Consider the following 20,517-nt stretch of genomic DNA (forward strand, 5'->3'; position numbering starts at 1 on the left):
TGCTCGGAAAGGGTGATGGCAGGAGGTTAGCCGGGCCCGTGGGGCCCGCGGAAATCGGTTCTTCCGCCGGTGGTCCCTCCGGGGGCGGGTCCGCGGCTCAGCGGACGGGCGGTCCGGGCTCCTCACGGCGGTGCAGCGGCAGGTCCGCGCCCATCACGGCGTACGGCTTGGGGGCGCTCGGGAAGTGCACCCGGCGGGCCAGGTCCTGGTAGCCGAGCGCGCGGTACAGGGCGCGGGCGGGGCTCTCGACATCGATGGCGGAGAGGATCGAGCGGGGCTGCGTCACGGCGTCGGTGACGGTGGTGATGAGCGAGCGGCCGACGCCCTGGTTCTGGTAGCGGGTGTGCACATGCAGCTCGGTGATCACGAAGGAGTCGTCGAGCCAGTGGTCGTGTCCCGCGCGCCGCAGATACGGCTGGACGACGGTGGACCACCAGTGGAGACGGTCGTTGGGCATGCCGTAGACGAAGCCGACGAGCCGTCCGTCGGTGAGGGTCGCGCCGAGCGCGCGGGCGCCGGGGTATCCCATGTGCCGCAGGACGATCTGGCGGCGTACGCCGATCTCGTCCTGGCTGAGCCCGAACGCCTCGGCCTGGACCGCCAGCGCCTCGTCCACCCGGGCCGCGAGATCGAGGGGTCCGATCGTGACGTCGTGGGGCGTACGCGAGCCGAATCCGGGGAATCGCAGCATGCGGGGAGAGTACCCCGCGTGCCTGGTGGGGGCACGGGGCGGCGGGGGTGGTGGCCGGGGGCGGCCGGTTCGCGCCGGTGGGGCGCGGCGGCGGGCACGGGCGGGCGCCGACGGTGGTGCGTCGGGGCGGGACCGGGCAGGACGGGGTGGGTGCGGGCGGGACCGACGGGGTGGGTGCGGGCGGGGCCGGGCGGACGGTTCGGACCAGGACACCGCGGGGTCGGGCGGACCGGTCAGAACAGGACACTCATAAAGGCCCCGACCTCCTGGAAACCGACCTTGCGGTACGTGGCGCGGGCCGCGGTGTTGTAGTCGTTGACGTACAGGCTGGCGACGGGCGCGATGTCGGCGAGCGCGTAGCGCAGGACCGCCGCCATGCCGGGGGCGGCGTAGCCGCGGCCCCGGTACTCGGGGGCGACCCAGACGCCCTGGATCTGGCACGCCTGGGTGGTCGCGGCGCCGATCTCGGCCTTGAAGAGGACCTTGCCGTGCCGGTCGAGACGGGCGAAGGAGCGGCCGGAGCCGACGAGTTCCGCGACCCGTGCCTGGTAGAGCAGCCCGCCGTCCCCGGCGAGCGGGGAGACCCCGACCTCCTCGGTGAACATGGCCACGCACGCGGGCATGATCGTCTCCATCTCGTCCTTGCGGACGCGCCGGACGTACGGGTCGGGGGCGACCGTGTCGGAGAGGCGGTCGGTGACCATCAGGGGCTGGTGTTCGCGGACCTCGCGGGCGGGGCCCCAGTTCGGTTCGAGCAGGCGCCACAGCAGGGCGGTGGACTCGGCGGGGCCGACGATGGAGGAGCAGCGGCGGCCCGCGCGGCGGGCGCGGTCCGCGAAGCCGCGGATGGCCCGGGGGGTGGCGCAGAGGGGGACGAGGTTGGCGCCCGCGTAGCAGAGGGACGCCAGCATGCCGTCCTCGTACCAGCCCCACATCTCGCCGCCGAGGCGCCAGGGGTCCAGGCCGGCGACCTGGACCCGGGAGGTCACGAAGGCGTTCGCCACGGGGTCGCGGTGCAGGACCGCGAGGGCCGCGGGTAGGTCGCTCGGTTCGAGGACCCTGGTGGTGGTCTGGGTCAACACGGGTGCGGGGCCTCACCGGGTGGGCTGCTGGTCCCCGCACTGTACCTGCCGGTGGGGGTGGGTGCCCGCCCGCCGGGGGCTCGGGCTTCGCCCTTCGGCCCCCGGGGCGGGCGGGGTTCCTCGCGCGGTGGCGCGGGCCTGTGCGGGGCGCCTTCGCTTGCGCCCCGGGGTACTCGGTGGTGGGCGCACCTTTTCCGTGCGGGTCGCCCTTCGCTTGCGCCCCCGGGTACTCGGTGGTGAGCGCACCTTTTCCGTGCGGGGCGTCCGTGGGGTGCGCAGTTCCCCGCGCCCCTTTGGGGGCGCCTCCTGGCGTTGTCCGCCGGGTGCGGGGCGCCCTTTGCTTGCGCCCCCGGGTACGCGGGGGTGGGCGCACCCTTTTCCGTGCAGGGCGTTCGTGGGTGCGCAGTTCCCCGCGCCCCTTTGGGGGCGCCTCCTGGCGTTGTCCGCCGGGTGCGGGGGGCCCTTTGCTTGCGGTGCTGGGTACGCGGGGGTGGGCGCACCTTTTGCCGTGCGGGCGTTCGGGGGTGCGCAGTTCCCCGCGCCCCTGTTCTTTTTGGGGGTCAGCCGGCTACGGAGATCTGGGGTTCGCCGGAGGGGACGCCGTCCTTCTCCATCTGTTCGGCGATCTTCATGGCCTCGTCGATCAGGGTCTCCACGATCTTCGACTCGGGGACGGTCTTGATGACCTCGCCCTTCACGAAGATCTGGCCCTTGCCGTTGCCGGAGGCGACGCCCAGGTCCGCCTCGCGGGCCTCGCCGGGACCGTTCACGACGCAGCCCATGACCGCGACGCGCAGCGGGACCTCCATACCCTCCAGGCCGGCCGTGACCTCTTCCGCCAGCTTGTAGACGTCCACCTGGGCGCGGCCGCAGGACGGGCACGAGACGATCTCCAGGCGGCGCTGGCGCAGGTTCAGCGATTCCAGGATCTGGATGCCGACCTTGATCTCCTCCACCGGCGGGGCGGAGAGGGAGACGCGGATCGTGTCGCCGATGCCCTCGGCGAGCAGCGCGCCGAACGCGACGGCGGACTTGATGGTGCCCTGGAACGCGGGGCCCGCCTCCGTGACGCCGAGGTGGAGGGGGTAGTCGCTCTGGGCGGCGAGCTGGCGGTAGGCGTTGACCATCACGACGGGGTCGTTGTGCTTGACCGAGATCTTGATGTCCTGGAAGCCGTGCTCCTCGAAGAGGGACGCCTCCCAGAGCGCCGACTCGACCAGGGCCTCCGGTGTCGCCTTGCCGTACTTCTGGAGCAGTCGGCGGTCCAGCGAGCCGGCGTTCACGCCGATCCGGATCGGGGTGCCCGCCGCGCCCGCCGCCTTCGCGATCTCGCGGACCTTGTCGTCGAACTGCTTGATGTTCCCCGGGTTCACCCGTACCGCCGCGCAGCCCGCGTCGATCGCGGCGAAGACGTACTTCGGCTGGAAATGGATGTCGGCGATCACCGGGATCTGGGACTTGCGTGCGATCACCGACAACGCGTCCGCGTCGTCCTGCGTCGGGCACGCCACCCGGACGATCTGGCAGCCCGACGCCGTCAGCTCCGCGATCTGCTGAAGCGTCGCACCGATGTCCGACGTACGTGTCGTCGTCATCGACTGCACCGAGACCTGGGCGTCGCCGCCCACCGCCACGGATCCGACCTGGATCTGCCGGCTTTTCCGGCGCTCGGCGAGCTTGGTCGGAACGGACGGCATGCCGAGCGAAATCGCAGTCATCTGCTGTGCAACCCCAAGGAGTGGATCGAGGTCCCGTCATCAGCGGGCTCCGACCCCCGAGATTACGGCACCGACACGCCGTGGAGCACATCGCGCCACACGGTCCGCCACATGAGTGGGCGGCCGGACAGGCGTGCTGTCCGGCCGCCGCGCTCCCTGGTGGGTCAGGAGATTCTGACGGGGTTCACGAGGTCCGCCACCAGGACAAGAAGGGTGAAGCAGACGAATACCCCGGCGACGACATAGGCGACGGGCATCAGCTTCGCCACGTCGAACGGCCCCGGGTCGGGACGCTTGAAGAGCCGGGCCGTCCTGCGTCGCACCGACTCCCACAGGGCGCCCGCGATGTGTCCGCCGTCGAGCGGGAGCAGCGGGAGCATGTTGAACAGGAACAGCGAGAGGTTGAAGCCCGCGACGAGGAACAGCATCATCGCGACCTGGTTCTCCGGCGGGATGTCCAGGTTGAGGACCTCGCCGCCGACCCGGGCGGCGCCGACGACCCCTATCGGGGAGTCGGCCTCGCGGGGGCCGTCGCCGAAGGCGGCGTCCCAGAGGGCGGGGACCTTGGTGGGCAGGGCGATCAGCGACTCGACGCCGTTCTGCATCATGTCGCCCATCCGGTCCACGGACTGGCCGAACGACTGTTCCACGATCCCGGAGGCCGGGGTGAAGCCGAGGAATCCGGCGGTGACGTACTCGCCCTTGACGTATCCGCCCTCGCCGTCGGTCTTGCCGACCTGGTTCCTGATCAGGGTGGCCTGGAGGTCCTGGCGCTGTCCGTCCCGCTCGACGGTGATGGTGGCGGGGCCGATGGTGTCGCGGATGCGCGACTGGAGGGCCGACCAGTCCTGGACCTCCTGGCCGTTGAACGCGACGATCTTGTCGCGCTTCTGGAGTCCGGCCTGCTTGGCGGGGGCGGCCTGGTCGCCCTGGGCGCACTTGGTGCGGTTCTCGCTCTGCTGGATGACGCAGTCGGAGACCGCGCCGACCGTGGTGGTCTGCTGCTCGATGCCGAAGGTCATCAGCACACCGAGGAAGATCGCCACGGCGAGGATCAGGTTCATGAACGGTCCGGCGAACATGACGATGACGCGCTTCCACGGCTTGCGCGTGTAGAAGAGCCGCTTCTCGTCGCCGGGCTCCAGCTCCTCGTACGCGGCGGAGCGGGCGTCCTCGATCATGCCGCGCCACGGGGAGGTGGAGCGGGCCTCGATCCGGCCGTCGGTGCCGGGCGGGAACATCCCGATCATGCGGATGTAGCCGCCGAGCGGGATGGCCTTGATGCCGTACTCGGTCTCGCCCTTCTTGCGGGACCAGATCGTGGGCCCGAAGCCGACCATGTACTGCGGGACCCGGATGCCGAAGAGCTTGGCGGTGGACAGATGCCCGAGCTCGTGCCAGGCGATGGAGATCAGCAGGCCGATCGCGAAGACCACTATCCCGAGGATGGTCATCAGGAGTGTCATGCACGCGCCTCCGCGGTCGTCTTCGCTGTCCTGGTCGCCCGGGCTGTCAGTTCACGGGCCCGGGCGCGGGCCCAGGTCTCCGCTTCGAGGACGTCCGCGACGGTCAGGGAAGTTCCCGTACCGGGGGTGCCGTGCTCGGCGACGACCTCGGTGACGGTCTCCATGATCCCGTTGAACGGCAGCCCGCCGTTCAGGAACGCGTCCACGCACTCCTCGTTGGCCGCATTGAACACCGCCGGAGCGGTTCCCGCGAGCCCGCCCACGTGCCGGGCCAGCCCCACGGACGGGAACGCCTCGGTGTCCAGCGGGAAGAACTCCCAGGTGGACGCCTGGCTCCAGTCGAACGCGGGGGCCGCGTCCGGTACCCGTTCGGGCCAGCCGAGGCCGATCGCGATGGGGCCGCCCATGTCCGGCGGGGTGGCCTGGGCCAGGGTGGAGCCGTCCGTGAACTCGACCATGGAGTGGACGTACGACTGGGGGTGGACGACGACCTCGATACGGTCGAAGGGGATGTCGTAGAGGAGATGCGCCTCGATGACCTCCAGGCCCTTGTTCACCAGGGTCGCGGAGTTGACGCTGATCACCGGGCCCATCGCCCAGGTGGGGTGGGCGAGGGCGTCGGCGGGGGTGACGTCGGCGAGCTCCGCCTTGGTCCGGCCGCGGAACGGCCCGCCGGACGCGGTGACGACCAGCTTGCGGACATCGGCGCGGGTCCCGGCGGCGAGCGCCTGGAAGAGGGCCGCGTGCTCGGAGTCCACGGGGATGATCTGGCCCGGCTTCGCCAGCGCCCGCACCAGGGGTCCGCCGGCGATCAGCGACTCCTTGTTGGCGAGCGCGAGGGTGCGGCCCGCCTCCAGCGCGGCGAGGGTCGGGGCCAGCCCGATGGAGCCGGTGATGCCGTTGAGCACGGTGTGGCAGGGGGAGGCGGCCAGCTCGGCGGCGGCGCCGGGTCCGGCCAGGATCTCCGGGAGCCGCCCGCCGGGCCCGTACCGGGCGGCCAGCGCGTCCCGCAGCCGCGGGACGGTGTCCTCACGGGCGACCGCGACAGTGCCGACACCCAGCCGGTGGGCCTGCTCGGCCAGGAGGTCCGTACGGCCGCCCGCGGCGGACAGCGCGGTGACCCGGAAGCGGTCGGGGTTGCGCAGGACGAGGTCGATGGCCTGGGTGCCGATCGATCCCGTGGAGCCGAGGATGACGATGTCCCGGGGACCGCCGCTCCCGACGGGGTCGAAGAGACGGTGCGGGTCGGCGAGGGGGGCTGGGCTGTCGCTCATCCCCCCATTGTCACCGCACCGGGACCCCGGGCGGCAGGGGCGGGGTGCCCGGCGGGGCACGGACGCCTCCCCGCCCGCGGGGGCGCGCGGGGCGTACGCCTGTCCCGCACGCCCCCTGGGAGCGCCCCGGGGCGTACGGGGTCAGGGAATCGGGCGGTGCAGATCGGGCCGGGGGGTGTCGGGGGGCGAGGTGTCGGCGATCCAGGGACCGTCACCGCTCGGGTCGACCACCCCCTGCTCCAGCCAGGTGTACGCCCCGGCCAGGGTGGCCCTGACGACCTTCCGGTCGGCCTCGTCCGTGTTGGTCCACAGCCGCCCGAACAGCTCGTCGGCCCGCACCCTGGCCTGCTGGCAGAACACATCGGCGAGCTGGTACGCCTCCTTGCCGTGGTCGCCGGTCGTCCGCAGATGCTCGGCCCGTACACACGCCGCGCTCATCGCGAACAGCTCCGCGCCGATGTCGACGATCCGCCCGAGGAAACCCTGCTTGGTCTCCATCCGCCCCTGCCAGCGGGACATCGCGTAGAACGTCGAACGCGCGAGCTTGCGCGAGGCCCGCTCCACGTACCGCAGATGGGTTGCGAGATCGGCGTAGCCGCCGGGGTGGAACGCGGTGTACGCGTTCGGGAGCTGGCCCGCGCCCGTGACCAGCCGGGGCAGCCAGCGGGCGTAGAAACCGCCCGCCTTCGCGCCCGCGCGCGCCTTGTCCTGAAGGGACACCTCGGGGTCGATGAGGTCGCCCGCGACCGACAGATGCGCGTCGACGGCCTCTCGGGCGATCAGCAGATGCATGATCTCGGTGGACCCCTCGAAGATCCGGTTGATCCGCAGGTCCCTCAGCATCTGCTCGGCGGGCACGGCCCGCTCACCGCGCGCGGCGAGCGACTCGGCGGTCTCGAAGCCGCGTCCGCCGCGGATCTGCACCAGTTCGTCGGCCATCAGCCACGCCATCTCGGAGCCGTACAGCTTGGCGAGCGCGGCCTCGATGCGGATGTCGTTGCGGTTCTCGTCGGCCATCTGGGACGACAGGTCGACCACGGCCTCCAGGGCGAACGTGGTCGCCGCGATGAAGGAGATCTTCGCCCCGACCGCCTCGTGGTGGGCGACGGGCTTGCCCCACTGCTCCCGGACCGCCGACCACTCACGGGCGATCTTCAGACACCACTTGCCCGCGCCGACGCACATCGCGGGCAGCGACAGCCGTCCGGTGTTGAGCGTGGTCAGGGCGATCTTCAGCCCCGCGCCCTCCGCGCCGATACGGTTCGCCGCCGGGACCCTGACCCCCTGGAAACGGGTGACGCCGTTCTCGATGCCGCGCAGCCCCATGAAGGCGTTGCGGTTCTCGACGGTGATGCCGTCGCTGTCCGCCTCCACGACGAACGCCGTGATGCCGCCCGGATGCCCCTCGCCATTCGGGACCCGCGCCATGACGACCAGGAGATCCGCGACGACCCCGTTGGTGGTCCACAGCTTCACCCCGTCCAGGACGTACTCGTCACCGTCGGGGACGGCCGCGGTGGCCAGGCGTGCCGGGTCGGAGCCGACATCGGGTTCGGTCAGCAGGAACGCGGAGATATCGGTACGGGCGCAGCGCGGCAGGAACTCCTCGCGCTGCTCCTGGGTGCCGAAGAGCTTCAGGGGCTGCGGCACACCGATGGACTGGTGGGCGGAGAGCAGCGCGCCGATCGCGGGGCTCGCGGTGCCGACGAGGGCGAGGGCCTTGTTGTAGTAGACCTGGGTGAGGCCGAGTCCGCCGTACTTGACGTCGATCTTCATCCCGAGGGCGCCGAGCTCCTTGAGGCCGGTCACCGTCTCGTCGGGGATACGGGCCTCGCGTTCGATCCGCGCGGAGTCGATCCGGGTCTCGCAGAAGTCGCGCAGCCTGGACAGGAACTCCTCGCCGCGCCGGACCGCGTCGTCGGCGGGCGCCGGGTGCGGATGGATCAGGTCGAGGCGGAAGCGGCCGAGGAAGAGTTCCTTGGCGAAGCTGGGTCTGCGCCAGCCCTGCTCACGCGCCTCCTCGGCCACCTGACGGGCCTCGCGTTCGGTGACGGCGGGTTTCGGGGGTGATGCGGTCATGAGGGTCACCTCACCGCGAGTCGGGACAGGGGTACGCCCGCGGCCGCGCGTACCCGCTCGGGGCGCGGTGCGCGCCCTGGGTTGTCGAAAGGTGTTACCCGACCTCTACCCCAATCCCCCGGCGCCAGCCAGCCTTCTTACGGCCGTTCGGACCAAGCCCGCGAGGCCGGTCCACCACGCCCGGACACCGGGCCACCGGCTCCCGGGAGTCCCTCCCGGGAACGCCTCCCCGGAAGGTCTCCCCGGAACGCCGACGGCCGGAGCCCCCGCACAGCGGGCTCCGGCCGTGGCCACCGGCGCCCCGGGACAGGTGGGGCGCCGGTGGTGTGAGGTGGCCGGTGGGGGCCGCCTCGGGTCCGCTACGTCAGAGGTCGAGGCCGGTGAGGACCAGGACCCGCTCGTAGGTGTAGTCGTCCATGGCGTAGCGGACGCCCTCGCGGCCGACGCCGGAGAGCTTGGCGCCGCCGTAGGGCATCTGGTCGGCGCGGTAGGACGGGACGTCGCCGATGATCACGCCGCCGACCTCCAGGGCCCGGTGGGCGCGGAACGCGGCCCGCACGTCATGGGTGAAGACGCCCGCCTGGAGTCCGTACTTGGAGGAGTTCACGGCGGCGAACGCCTCGTCCTCGCCCTCCGTGCGCGTCACGACGAGGACGGGTCCGAAGACCTCCTCACGGGCGATGGTGACCTCACCGGGTACGGAGGCGAGGACGGTCGGGGCGTACGCGGCGGCGTCGCGCTTGCCGCCGGTGAGGACCTCGGCGCCCGCGGCGGCGGCCTCGTCGACCCAGGACTCCACGCGCTTGGCGGCGTCCTCGCTGACCAGCGGGCCGACATCGGTCGCGGCGTCGGAGGGGTCACCGGTCACCTGGGCCTCGACGGCGGCGACGATCCTCGGGACGAGCCGGTCGTACACGGCGGCGTCGGCGATCACCCGCTGCACGGAGATGCAGGACTGGCCGCCCTGGTAGTTGGAGAACATGGCGATGCGCTGGGCGGCCAGGTCGAGGTCCGCGTCGCTGGACCAGTCGGCGAGGACGACGGCCGCACCGTTTCCGCCCAGCTCCAGGGTGCAGTGCTTGCGCGGGACCGAGTCCATGATCGCGTAGCCGACCGTCTCGGAGCCGGTGAAGGAGATCACCGGCAGCCGCTCGTCCTGGACCAGCGCGGGCATACGGTCGTTGGCGACCGGGAGGATCGACCAGGAGCCCTCGGGCAGGTCCGTCTGAGCCAGCAGCTCACCGAGGATCAGCCCGGACAGCGGGGTGGCCGGGGCGGGCTTCAGGATGATCGGCACACCGGCGGCGATCGCGGGGGCGACCTTGTGGGCGCAGAGGTTCAGCGGGAAGTTGAACGGGGCGATACCGAGGACGACGCCCTTGGGGAAGCGGCGGGTGAGGGCGAGGCGGCCCTGGCCGCCGGCGTCGGTGTCGAGGCGCTGGGCCTCGCCGCCGTTGAAGCGGCGGGCCTCCTCGGCGGCGAACCGGAACACGGAGACCGCGCGGCCGACCTCGCCGCGGGCCCACTTGATCGGCTTGCCGTTCTCCGCGGAGATCAGCTGGGCGATCTCCTCGGTGCGGGACGCGAGGCCCTCGGAGACGTGGAGGAGGGCCGCGGCGCGGACGTGGGCCGGGGTCGCGGCGAACGACTCCACGGTGGCGTGGGCCTTGGCCACGGCCTCCTCGACCTGGGCCTCGGTGGGCACGCTCACCTTGCCGACCAGGCGGTTGTCCCACGGGGAGGTGACGTCGAACGTGGTGTCGCCGGTGGCCTGGCGGCCGGCCAGCCAGAAGGCGGTGGTGGGGGTCATGTCCGGGGTCCGGCCCTTCCCTGTCGCGGTGCGGTGTCTGCACCACGGTAGAGGCGCCGGTCAGCCCCGTCGTTTGTCCACCCCGTACGGAACGTCACCACATCCTGGCCACATTGTCCGAGGGCCGCCTTTGCTCGCGCTTCCGAGGTCCCTTGCGCTGGGCGTACCCGTCCCTGTGCGGGTCGGACGGGGTGCGCAGTTCCCCGCAGGCCGCCTTCGCTTGCGCTTCCTAGGTCTGTCCGGCTGGACGTACCTGTCCCTGTGCAGGTCGGACGGGGGTGCGCAGTTCCCCGCGCCCCTGGGGTTCCACACCTGGACGTACGCGTTCCCATGCGGGCCGGACGTGGGTGCGCAGTTCCCCGCGCCCCTATGGGGGCGCCCACCTGGGGCTGCGGTCAGGCTGCGGGCTGTCATCAGCCCGGGGCTGGGGTTCAACCACCCTCCTCGCGGACTCGCTCGGCTGCGGGAGGGGGTGGGCGGGAATCTCTGCCCGCAGACTCCGATGCTCTTCAGTAGGACCACATGAACGTATTACCGAGCGCGTTGGAGCGAGGACGGAGAATCCCGACCGGCCCCGACCCGAAGAACAAGCAGAACACGCCCCAAAGGGGCGCGGGGAACTGCGCGAAACCACCGAACGACGGCACAGAAACAAGCGCGTCCAGCCGGACAGACCTCAGAAGCGCAAGCAAAGGCGACCTGTACAGGAACGAAGTACGTCCCGCCGGACGGACCGAAAAGGCGCAAGCCAACTGCGCTCACCGGGGAATCTTCAGCGCCAGCCACAGCTCCATCCGGACGTCCGGGTCGTCGAGAGAGCGCCCGAGGATCTCCTCGACCCTCCGCATCCGGTACCGGAGCGTATGCCGGTGCACCCCGAGATCCGCCGCCGCCGCGTCCCACTGCCCGTGCCGCGACAGCCACGCCCGCAGCGAGGCGACCAGATCCCCCCGCCCGGTGGCGTCATGCTCCCGCAGGGCCCGCAGCAGCCCGTCCGCGAACGCCCGCACCGCGTCGTCCGCGAGCAGCGGCAGCACGGACCCGGCGGCCACCTCCTCGTGCTCGACGTACGACCGCCCCCGCCGCCGCGCCACGGCCAGCGCCTGCTCGGCCTGCTGATGCGCCTCGGGCGCCCCGCCGACCAGCACGGGCGGCGACACCCCGATCACCAGCCCGGCGGACCCCGGACCCCCCGCACCGTCCCCCTCCGCGTACCCCGCGCAGGCGTGCGCCGCCGCGCCCCCGTCGGCCAGCACAAGGGTCAGCCGCTCCGGGCCGTCGGGCTCCACGGGACCGGGCGCGAGGAGCACCGGCTCCCCCGCACGGGCCGCGGCGGACTCCACCGCCTCGGCGAGACCCACGGCAACACCCGAACCCGAACCGCCCCCGGTCCCCGCACCGCCCGTGGACCCGGCGGGTGCCACCGCGACGGCGATCCGGAACGGCGCGTCGAGGAGCGCCCCGTACAGATCCCCGGCGACGGCACGCGCGTCGTCGGGCCGCGCGGCGAGCAGCAGTCGCAGCACGGCCGTCCCGATGCGTTCCTCCGCCGCGTGCAGCGCCCGCGAGCGCTCGGTGGTGAGGGTGAGCAGGGCGATCGCGGAGTGCACGGCGTAGCGCTCGGCGGTGCCCAGCGCGGACGCCGTACCGACGGCGAGCGCGGAGCGGGGCCGCCGTCCGGTGCCGAGCGGATGGAGTTCGACGCGGTCCTCGGCGCCGCCGACGACCGCGCTGGCGGTGGCCGCGCTCCGGCCGAGCCGCGCCACGTCGGCGGTGAGCCGGGCGGCGCGGCGCGCGGCCCATTCGGGCGCGGCGGCGACGACGGCGCCGGAGGCGTCGTACAGCGCGGCCCAGCCGTCGACCTGGGCGGCGAGCACGGCGAGCAGCCCTTCGGGGCCGTCGGCGAGCGTGCGCCGGGTCAGCTCGCGCTGGGCGGCGAACCCGGCGGTGACGGCGCGGTACTGGTCGCGGGCGATGGCTTCGGAGACGGCTTTGCTGATGGCGATGAAGGGGGTGCGGCGCGGTACGGCGAGCAGCGGGAAGTCCTCGTCGCGGGCGGCGTCGAGAAGGGCGTCGGGGATGTCGTCGTAGTGGACCCCGACGGCGAACCCGAGGCCGACGACGCCCGCCTTGGCCAGCCGCCGCACATAGCGCCGCATCTCGCCCGGGTCCTCGGCGTCGAGCTTGAGTGCCGTGATGAGCAGCAGCTCGCCGCCCTCCATATAGGGCACGGGGTCGGCCAGCTCGCTCACATGGGCCCACCGGACGGGGGTGTCCAGCCGGTCGCCGCCCGCCCGGACGGTGAGTTTGAGGGCGGAGTGCTGGACGAGGGAGGCGAGCGTCGGGGGCATGGGACCTTCAGGTCGGCCGGGGGCCGGGCCGCCGGGCCTGAGGGGACCGGCGGTGGTCCGGAGGGCGGGATCAGTTGGCCGTCCTGTCGGAACGGGCTCTTTCGATTCTGCCTCACCGGCCGGTCCGGCTCATCCGCGCAGATCCACCAGGAGCGGGGGCGCGTGCTCGCCTCGGACGGTGGTGAGCGACAGTACGGCGTGCCCGGCGGGTACGCCGTGGGCGAGTTCGGAGGCGGACCAGCGTTCGCGTTCGACCTGGCGGACGGTGACGGCGCGGGCGGTGGGCGACCGGCCGGTGATCACCCGGCGCAGCGCGTGGGCGGTCTTGCCGAGCGGTGTCTCGGCGATGATCTGCCGGTCGGTGACGTCGCGCGCCTCGGTCCATTCCTTGCCCCAGACCTCGGCGAAGTCCTGGCCGTCCCACGGGGTGAGTCCGGCGAGCGCCATCCGGCAGCCGATCGCGCCGAGCAGGGGACCGCGCAGCGGGCGGGGCACGTCGTCGAGGGTGCGCAGGGTGAGGACGGCCCCGGCGTGGCCGGAGCGCAGCCGCTGGATGCCGCGGACGGCCTCGGGGGTGATGACGCCGGTGGCGTCGTCGAGGACGAGGCAGGCGAACAGGGAGCGGTCCTCACGGGCGGCGACACAGGCCGTGAACTGGGCGAGGACGAGGCGGGCGATGATCCGGGAGGCGTCGGCGTGGCCGCGTTGCGGCAGGTCGATCCGGACCCGGACGGGGCGGTCGATGGCCCGTAGCGAGAATGGCGCGGCGGCGCCGGAGGTGTCGAAGAACCCGGCGAAGGCGGGCCGGTCGAGGAGCGCGATCCGGTCCGCGAGCACCCCGCCGACGTCCCCGGGCTGGGAGAGCTGCCGTTCCCGGGCGGACAGCTCGCGCAGCATCCCGTCCTGTCCGGCGTCGATGAGGGCCCGGCGCAGTTCCCGCAGGGGACCGGGCGCCCCGTCGAGGAGTCCGCGCAGCTCGGGGACGGAGGGGAAGCGGCCGTGGACGGTGCGGAAGGGGCCGAGGAGCTGGGCGAGGACGGTGGTGGAGCGACGGCTGTCACCGCCGGGGTTCGGGTCGGTGAGGTCGCCGACGAGGGCCTCGGCGAGGACGGCGGCGGCCTCGTCGGCGTCGGTGGCGCCGCCGTACAGGTCGAGGTCGTGGGCGGAGTCGGGCGCTCCGATCCGGACGACGATGTCGTAACCGTCGACGGCGCCGAGTCCCGCTCCGGCGGCGCCGACCACGACGACGGCGGCGCGTCCGGCGAGTGCCTGGAGGCACAGGGACTCCGCGACGGGCCGTACGAGGCCGCCGGTCTTGCCCGAGCCGGCCGGGCCGACGGCGAGCAGGGAGGTGCCGAGCAGATCGGGGCCGAGGCCGAGGCCGGCGCCCCGGAAGCGGTAGGGGTTGCGGGAGTCGTCGGCGGTGGTGCCGATACGGACCTGTGCGGTGAGCAGGTCGTGCGGGGCGGCGCGGCCGGGCAGGTCACGGTCGCCGGAGGGGTGGGGGCAGGCGGCGGCGCCCCGGGCGGCGACGGCGGCGGAGAAGTCGGCCATGCTCTGGCGTCCGGCGCGTACGGCCTGCCAGGCGCGGGTGATCCGGGCGTGGTCCACGTCGCGCATCAGTCCGGTGCGGGCGTCGGCGGTGAGCCGGTCGGCCGCGCCGAGGAGTCCGGCGGCGCGCAGCTGCGGCCACTGGGCGGGGTCCTCCTCGGGGGTGGCCGGGGCGGCGCCGGTCACGGGTGCGGGTCGGCGCAGCCGGGGGGCGAGGTAGCGCTGCCAGATCTCGGGCCAGCGGCCCATCCGGGCGGCGGTGAGCAGGATGCCGCCGCCGACGAGGACGTAGTAGAGCGTGGAGGTGACGAAGCCGGCCTTCTCCTCGCTGGGGGTGAGCGGTTTGGCCCATTCCTCGGGGGTGAGGACGTAGTAGGGCCACATCCAGTAGCCGCCGAGGTAGTTGTTCCACAGCAGCGACCAGAACAGCCAGCCCACGAGGAACGCGATGAGCGCGCCGCTGAAGAGCTGGCGGGCGGGGGTCTCCTCGGGCTCCTCGTCGGGCCGGGGCCGGTGGCCGAACCGCCAGACGCCGGGTGCGGCGTCGGGGCGGGGCGTCCGGAGCCAGCCGAGGAATCCGGCGCCGTCGGGCGCGGGCGGGGCGCCGGTGGGGCCGCCGGACGCGGGCGGCGCGCCGGGCGCTCCGGTGGGCCGGGGCGGCAGGGCGGCGGGGCGCGGCGGGAGGCCGCCCGGCCCGGAGGTGCCGGGGTACGCGCCGGGCGCGGGGTGTCCCGGCCGGGCGCCCCCGGGCGGGTACGCGCCGGTGCCGTCGTGACCCGCGTACGGGTCCGGTGCGGCGTCCGGGGCTCCGTACCGGGGCTGTGGTGTGTGCCAGGGCGCCACTGGTGCCGGGTCGCCCGTACGGCGTACCGGCCCGACCGGTCCGTCCGGCGTTCTCGACGGACGGGGCACGGGTGCGGCGTGCGTACCGCGTGTGTCCTGTGTGCCGTCGTCGCCGTCGCGTCCGTCGTGCTTCACGACCCTGCCCCCTGACCTGCCGGTCCCCTGTGTACGGCCGTCAATCTAGTGCCCCTGCCCGGGGAGCGCGGCGGTTACGCGCCGCCGCCGTGGGGAAGGCGCCGTCCGGCGCGCCTCCCGGCGGCCCGGGCGGGACTATGTCCATGGCGGACAACGACCCGTCCGAACAACTCCCCCGTGGAGCATGCCCACCTTCCCGGACCGGCTCTAGCCTGCGGAGGAACCCCGACAGACCAGCGGAACCGGACCAGCGGCGAGCGGCCGCGTCCGCGCCACCGCGTCCGTGACACCCCCAGGAGCCCCATATGACCGCACTGCCGCAGGAGCGCCGCGTCGTCACCGCCATCCCCGGCCCGAAGTCCCTGGAACTCCAGGCCCGGCGCACCGCCGTGGTCGCGGCGGGTGTGGGCTCCACGCTGCCGGTGTTCACGGCCCGCGCGGGCGGCGGCATCATCGAGGACGTGGACGGCAACCGGCTGATCGACTTCGGTTCCGGTATCGCCGTGACCAGCGTCGGCGCGTCCGCCGAAGCGGTCGTACGCCGTGCCACCGCGCAGCTCGCCGACTTCACCCACACCTGTTTCATGGTCACGCCGTACGAGGGTTACGTGGCTGTCGCCGAGGCGCTGGCGGAGCTGACCCCGGGCGACCACGCGAAGAAGTCGGCGCTGTTCAACTCGGGTGCCGAGGCCGTCGAGAACGCCGTGAAGATCGCCCGCGCGTACACCAAGCGGCAGGCGGTCGTGGTGTTCGACCACGGGTACCACGGCCGGACCAATCTGACGATGGCGCTGACGGCGAAGAACATGCCGTACAAGCACGGCTTCGGTCCGTTCGCGCCCGAGGTGTACCGGGTGCCGGTGGCGTACGCGTACCGCTGGCCGACCGGTCCGGAGAACGCCGGCGCGGAGGCGGCCGCCGAGGCGATCGACCGGATCGTCAAGCAGATCGGCGCGGACAACGTCGCCGCGATCATCATCGAGCCGGTGCTCGGCGAGGGCGGCTTCATCGAGCCCGCGAAGGGCTTCCTCCCGGCGATCAGCGAGTTCGCCACCGAGAACGGCATCGTGTTCGTGGCGGACGAGATCCAGTCCGGGTTCTGCCGCACGGGCCAGTGGTTCGCGTGCGAGGACGAGGGCATCGTCCCGGACCTGATCACCACGGCCAAGGGCATCGCGGGCGGGCTGCCGCTGGCCGCCGTCACGGGCCGCGCCGAGATCATGGACGCCCCGCACGCGGGCGGCCTCGGCGGCACCTACGGGGGCAACCCGGTGGCGTGCGCGGGCGCGCTGGGCGCGATCGAGACGATGAAGGAGCTGGACCTCAACGCGCGCGCCAAGCGCATCGAGGAGCTCATGAAGGCCCGGCTCGTCGCGATGGCGGAGAAGTTCGACATCATCGGTGACATCCGCGGACGCGGCGCGATGATCGCGATCGAGCTGGTCAAGGACCGTACGACCAAGGAGCCGAACGCCGAGGCGGCGGGCGCGCTCGCCAAGGCGTGCCACGCGGAGGGCCTGCTGGTGCTCACCTGCGGTACGTACGGCAACGTCCTGCGGTTCCTGCCGCCGCTGGTGATCGGCGAGGACCTGCTGCACGAGGGCCTCGACATCCTTGAGGGCGCCTTCACCCGGATCTGATCCGGGCCCGGCCGATACCGGCCGGCGTCCCGGGTCCGCCCGGTGCGCCGGTCCCGTCGGCCGCCCGTCCCGCACTCCTCGTCCTGTACTTTCCGTACGGGGACGGTCACTGTCCGCCCCGGACCGTTCACATGCGGACGCCGAGCGGCAGAGGGTGTGAAGAAGGTGTGCGGGGCCCATGTCGGGGTGCCGTTCCGGCTGTCGGAAGGGCGTCCCGCTGTCGTAGGTTCGGTGCGGATGAGAGAAACACCTCGCCCGGGGGTGACCCCGGGCGGCTCCGGTGCGTGGCCTCCCCAGTCGCGTACCGGCCGTGCGTTCGCGCACACCACCGGAGCCTTCGGCGCCGGGACTCCTCACCGATCGGACGGCCGCCCGCCCCAAACCCCCCGGGGCGCGCGGCGTTCCGGTCACCCCGGCCGCCCCGGAACCACCCCCCCTGTTCCGGGGCGGCCGAACACACTTCTGGGCCGCCGGCCCCTGGCCGCCTTCGTGCTGTGCGCGCTGGTCCTCGTGTGCGTCACCTGGCAGGTCGCCGCCGGTGGTCCGCTGCTGAGGGCCGATGTCCGCGCCGCCGGAGTGCTGCGGACCTCCGCGATGCCGGACGGCCCCGCCGAACTCCTGGCCGACCTCGGCAATGTCCCCGTGGCGCTCCCCGTCCTCGCCGTCGCCGCCGGATACGCGGCCTGGCGGGCCCGGCGGGCCCGGATCGCCCGCTGGTGGGCCGGACCGGCCGCCGCCGCACTGCTGCTCCTGGTGACTCTGCTGCTGGTGGTGGCGATGAAGGCGCTGATCGGCCGTCCGGGGCCACCGGGACCGGTCGGCGGTACGGGGTTCTACCCGTCGGGTCATGCCGCGACCTCCGCCGCCGCGTACGGCGCGGCCGTCCTTCTGCTGCTGCCCTGGACGCGCGGCCGGACCGCGCGGCGGGGGCTCGTCACGGGCTGTCTGCTGGTCGTGGTGGGCACGGGGTACGGGCTGGTGCGCCGGGGCTACCACTGGCCGCTGGACGTGCTCGGAAGCTGGAGTCTGTGCGGGGCGCTGCTGGTGCTGTTCGCGCTGTGCGTGCCCGGCTCCGGCGGGCGCACCGGGCGGCGGGACACGGACGGGCCGCCGGACCCCCCGGTGGGCTGAGGGGTCCGGCGGCCCGGGGCCGCGAGGTGTCAGGGGCGGCACGTCATCGTGCCGCCGCGCGTCACACGGCCGGGAAGTACGTGTCGAAGTTGCGGGAGAACTGCCAGTTGTTGTGGCGGTCCCAGTTGATGGACCAGGTCATCAGTCCGCGCAGGGCGGGCCAGGTGCCGTGGGTCCGGTAGGACCCGCAGTTGGTGTTCTTGGTGAGGCAGTCGAGGGCCTTGTTGACCTCGGCGCTGGAGACATGGCCGTTGCCGGCGTTGACGGAGGCGGGCATCCCGATGGCGACCTGCTCGGGGCGCAGCGCCGGGAAGACGTTGGCGGTGTTGCCCGCGACGGGGAACCCGGTGAGCAGCATGTCGGTCATGGCGATGTGGAAGTCCGCGCCGCCCATGGTGTGGTACTGGTTGTCGAGGCCCATGATCGGGCCGGAGTTGTAGTCCTGGACGTGCAGCAGGCTGAGGTCGTCCCGCAGGGCGTGGATGACCGGCAGATAGGCGCCGCAGCGCGGGTCCTGGCCGCCCCACTGGCCCCGGCCGTAGAACTGGTAGCCCATCTGGACGAAGAACGTCTCGGGGGCCATCGTCAGCACGAACTTGTTGCCGTACTTGGCCTTCAGGGTCTTGAGGGCGTCGATCAGGTTGACGATCACCGGGGTCGTCGGGTTCTTGAAGTCGGTGTCACCGGCGTTCAGGGACAGGGAGTGGCCCTCGAAGTCGATGTCGAGTCCGTCGAGGCCGTACTCGTCGATGATCCGGGAGACGGAGGTGACGAACGCGTCCCGGGCGCCGGTGGAGTTCAGCTGGACCTGGCCGTTCTGGCCGCCGATGGAGATCAGGACCTTCTTGCCCGCGGCCTGCTTGGCCTTGATGGCGGCCTTGAACTCGGCATCGCTCTCGACGTTCGGGCACTCGGTCACCGGGCAGCGGTTGAAGCGGATGTCGCCGGAGGTGACGGAGGTCGGCTCACCGAAGGCGAGCTGGATGACGTCCCAGCTGTCAGGGACGTCGGCCATCCGGGTGTAGCCGGAGCCGTTGGCGAAGCTGGCGTGCAGATAGCCGACGAGGGCCTTCGGGGGGAGACCGCCGTCGCCCCCTCCGCCGCCCTCGGTGGTCCGGGCGGGCACGGCCGCCGATCTGGCGGACTCCCCCGCGTCGTTGGCCGCGGTCACCTGGAAGCTGTAGTCCGTGACGGGCCGCAGTCCGCTGATGGTGGTGGAGGTGCCGGTGACGGTCTGGACCTTGACGCCGCCCTGGTAGACCGAGTAGCTGGTGGCGTTCGCGACCGGGTTCCAGGTCAGCGGGACGCTGGTGGCGCCGATGGTGCCGGTGCGCAGGCCGGTGGGGACGGCCGGCGGCTGGCCGGGGTCGACGGACGGGCCGACCAGGGAGATGTCGTCGGCGTGGTAGGCGGCCGTGCCGTACCAGCCGTGGGTGTAGAGGGTGACCCGGTTGGTGCCCGCGCCGGTGCGGAAGGTGGTGCTGAGGCGCTGCCAGTCGGCGGCGGACTGGGTCCAGTTGAACCCGTCGCCGTTGGGTGTGCCCGTACCGGTGACGCCGAGGTAGACGTAGCTGCCCCGGACGAATCCGCTGAGGGTGTACACCGAGTCGGGCTTGACGGTGACGGTCTGGGAGCAGCGCGCGTTGTCGCCGCCCGAGGGGGTCGCGCGCAGCGCGGACGTGCCGGTGCGCACGGGTGTGGTGACGGTGGCTCCGCTGCCCGCGGAACAGTTCCAGCCGTCGAGGCCGGTTTCAAAGCCTCCGTTGCGGGCGAGGTCGGCATCGGCCGCACGGGCGACCGATGACGTGATGGTGAGGCCGGGCAGTACGGCCAGCGCTGTGGCCGCCAGCACGGCGAGAAGTCTGGGACGGAATCCGCGGACGGGGGGACGTACGCGCGGTCTGGTGCGATCCACGACAGCCTCCGGACATGGGGGGATGTGGCAACACGAAGTGCGTGGGTGGAGCGCCGCTCAACTTGGTCCAGACCAATTCCGTTGTCAAGACCTCCGGCGGTTATCCGCTGCCGCGGGGCCGCCCGTCACGACGGCCGCGGCCGCCGCCCTCGCCGCCCGTCAGCCTCCGGTCCCGCGCGCGAGATCCGCCGCCGCCTCGTGCATGGCCAGTTCGAGCAGCACGGGGTCGGTGAGGGTGCCGGAGCCGTCCGGCGGGATCAGCCACCGCACCCCGCCGGTGGCCCGGCCGGGATAGGGGACCACGATCCAGGTCCCCGGCCCGGCGGCGCGCACCCCGGTGCCGAGCCAGCGCGAGGCGGTGCCGGACGGGACGAAGAAGCCCGTCCGGGAGTCGCCGAAGTCGGCGAGCACGGGGCCCGGCCGGTCGATGACCCGGCTGAGCACATCGAGCGTGGGGCAGCCGAGTTCCCCCGGCAGGATCAGGACGTCCCAGAGCCGGCCCGCCGGAAGGAGGGTGACCCCGAGGGGGTTGCGCTCCCACTCCCAGCGGCAGACGTCGGGGTCTGGTGCCACCGACACCAGCCATTCCACAGCGGACTTGGCCATTGGCCCGGTCATGTCGTGCCTCCGATTCCCTCAAGGACCGCGGGTGCGGCCCCTGTTGGGAGGCGGTGGAACGCCCAGCGTTACGCGGGTTCCGGCTACTAGTTGGTAGTGAACTGCGTCACAGCCCCTGACCTGCGGCGATACAGAGCCGCCCACCGGGATGATCGATGGTCATATCAACCGACCGGACCGATGTCCCGACGGCCGGGCACTCGCGGCCGGACA

The 20,517-nt window shown here is 72.8% G+C and carries 13 protein-coding genes; 2 read left to right on the top strand and 11 right to left on the bottom strand.

Annotation, left to right across the window (positions count from 1 at the left end; genetic code table 11):
* Positions 1 to 97: 97 nt before the first annotated feature.
* From OG711_RS10980 to OG711_RS11020, 9 genes are all read right to left on the bottom strand, one after another.
* Positions 98 to 691 carry a GNAT family N-acetyltransferase gene (locus OG711_RS10980; protein WP_073793368.1) on the bottom strand — a complete coding sequence of 198 codons (594 nt, stop codon included), beginning with the start codon at positions 689 to 691 and terminating at the stop codon, positions 98 to 100.
* A gap of 233 nt (positions 692 to 924) precedes the next feature.
* Positions 925 to 1,773, bottom strand: a complete 849-nt coding sequence (locus OG711_RS10985; RefSeq protein WP_073793367.1) for a GNAT family N-acetyltransferase — start codon at positions 1,771 to 1,773, stop codon at positions 925 to 927.
* A 560-nt stretch (positions 1,774 to 2,333) separates the two neighbouring features.
* Positions 2,334 to 3,491 carry a flavodoxin-dependent (E)-4-hydroxy-3-methylbut-2-enyl-diphosphate synthase gene (ispG, locus tag OG711_RS10990; RefSeq protein WP_073793366.1) on the bottom strand — a complete coding sequence of 386 codons (1,158 nt, stop codon included), beginning with the start codon at positions 3,489 to 3,491 and terminating at the stop codon, positions 2,334 to 2,336.
* 164 nt (positions 3,492 to 3,655) lie between these two features.
* Positions 3,656 to 4,957, bottom strand: coding sequence for a M50 family metallopeptidase (locus tag OG711_RS10995; protein ID WP_073793365.1), 1,302 nt, complete (start codon positions 4,955 to 4,957; stop codon positions 3,656 to 3,658).
* Complete coding sequence (gene dxr, locus OG711_RS11000; RefSeq protein ID WP_329559160.1) at positions 4,954 to 6,231, bottom strand: 1-deoxy-D-xylulose-5-phosphate reductoisomerase; 1,278 nt, start codon at positions 6,229 to 6,231, stop codon at positions 4,954 to 4,956. Before dxr ends, OG711_RS10995 begins: the two co-directional genes overlap by 4 nt.
* A 141-nt stretch (positions 6,232 to 6,372) precedes the next feature.
* On the bottom strand, positions 6,373 to 8,310 hold the full coding sequence (locus OG711_RS11005) for an acyl-CoA dehydrogenase family protein (protein ID WP_073793363.1): 1,938 nt from the start codon (positions 8,308 to 8,310) through the stop codon (positions 6,373 to 6,375).
* Between the two features lie 364 nt (positions 8,311 to 8,674).
* On the bottom strand, positions 8,675 to 10,120 hold the full coding sequence (locus OG711_RS11010) for an aldehyde dehydrogenase family protein (RefSeq protein WP_266507698.1): 1,446 nt from the start codon (positions 10,118 to 10,120) through the stop codon (positions 8,675 to 8,677).
* Between the two features lie 758 nt (positions 10,121 to 10,878).
* The gene (locus OG711_RS11015) at positions 10,879 to 12,471 is read right to left on the bottom strand and encodes a PucR family transcriptional regulator (protein ID WP_073793361.1); all 1,593 of its coding nucleotides are present in this window, start codon (positions 12,469 to 12,471) and stop codon (positions 10,879 to 10,881) included.
* Positions 12,472 to 12,600: 129 nt separating this feature from the next.
* Positions 12,601 to 14,685, bottom strand: a complete 2,085-nt coding sequence (locus OG711_RS11020; RefSeq protein ID WP_329563739.1) for an ATP-binding protein — start codon at positions 14,683 to 14,685, stop codon at positions 12,601 to 12,603.
* Between the two features lie 620 nt (positions 14,686 to 15,305).
* Here OG711_RS11020 and gabT point away from each other — a divergent pair.
* Together gabT and OG711_RS11030 are read left to right on the top strand one after the other, a co-directional pair.
* Entirely contained in the window at positions 15,306 to 16,640 is a 1,335-nt protein-coding gene (gene gabT / locus OG711_RS11025; RefSeq protein ID WP_099279659.1) for a 4-aminobutyrate--2-oxoglutarate transaminase, read from the top strand.
* 489 nt (positions 16,641 to 17,129) lie between these two features.
* On the top strand, positions 17,130 to 17,771 hold the full coding sequence (locus tag OG711_RS11030; RefSeq protein ID WP_329559161.1) for a phosphatase PAP2 family protein: 642 nt from the start codon (positions 17,130 to 17,132) through the stop codon (positions 17,769 to 17,771).
* Positions 17,772 to 17,832: 61 nt separating this feature from the next.
* On the opposite strand, the gene OG711_RS11035 is transcribed toward OG711_RS11030, so the two are convergent.
* Together OG711_RS11035 and OG711_RS11040 are read right to left on the bottom strand one after the other, a co-directional pair.
* Positions 17,833 to 19,686, bottom strand: a complete 1,854-nt coding sequence (locus tag OG711_RS11035; RefSeq protein WP_073793359.1) for a chitinase — start codon at positions 19,684 to 19,686, stop codon at positions 17,833 to 17,835.
* A gap of 159 nt (positions 19,687 to 19,845) precedes the next feature.
* Entirely contained in the window at positions 19,846 to 20,304 is a 459-nt protein-coding gene (locus OG711_RS11040) for a hypothetical protein (protein ID WP_073793358.1), read from the bottom strand.
* Between the last annotated feature and the right edge of the window lie 213 nt (positions 20,305 to 20,517).

The sequence above is a fragment of the Streptomyces uncialis genome (assembly GCF_036250755.1).
GTDB classification, from domain to species: domain Bacteria; phylum Actinomycetota; class Actinomycetes; order Streptomycetales; family Streptomycetaceae; genus Streptomyces; species Streptomyces uncialis.

What these genes read in the sequence shown, in the direction of transcription:
- OG711_RS10980 (WP_073793368.1), bottom strand. Translation starts at nt 691, where the DNA reads ATGCTGCGATTCCCCGGATTCGGCTCGCGTACGCCCCACGACGTCACG.
- ispG (WP_073793366.1), bottom strand. Translation starts at nt 3,491, where the DNA reads ATGACTGCGATTTCGCTCGGCATGCCGTCCGTTCCGACCAAGCTCGCC.
- OG711_RS10995 (WP_073793365.1), bottom strand. Translation starts at nt 4,957, where the DNA reads ATGACACTCCTGATGACCATCCTCGGGATAGTGGTCTTCGCGATCGGC.
- dxr (WP_329559160.1), bottom strand. Translation starts at nt 6,231, where the DNA reads ATGAGCGACAGCCCAGCCCCCCTCGCCGACCCGCACCGTCTCTTCGAC.
- OG711_RS11005 (WP_073793363.1), bottom strand. Translation starts at nt 8,310, where the DNA reads ATGACCGCATCACCCCCGAAACCCGCCGTCACCGAACGCGAGGCCCGT.
- OG711_RS11010 (WP_266507698.1), bottom strand. Translation starts at nt 10,120, where the DNA reads ATGACCCCCACCACCGCCTTCTGGCTGGCCGGCCGCCAGGCCACCGGC.
- OG711_RS11015 (WP_073793361.1), bottom strand. Translation starts at nt 12,471, where the DNA reads ATGCCCCCGACGCTCGCCTCCCTCGTCCAGCACTCCGCCCTCAAACTC.
- gabT (WP_099279659.1), top strand. Translation starts at nt 15,306, where the DNA reads ATGACCGCACTGCCGCAGGAGCGCCGCGTCGTCACCGCCATCCCCGGC.
- OG711_RS11040 (WP_073793358.1), bottom strand. Translation starts at nt 20,304, where the DNA reads ATGACCGGGCCAATGGCCAAGTCCGCTGTGGAATGGCTGGTGTCGGTG.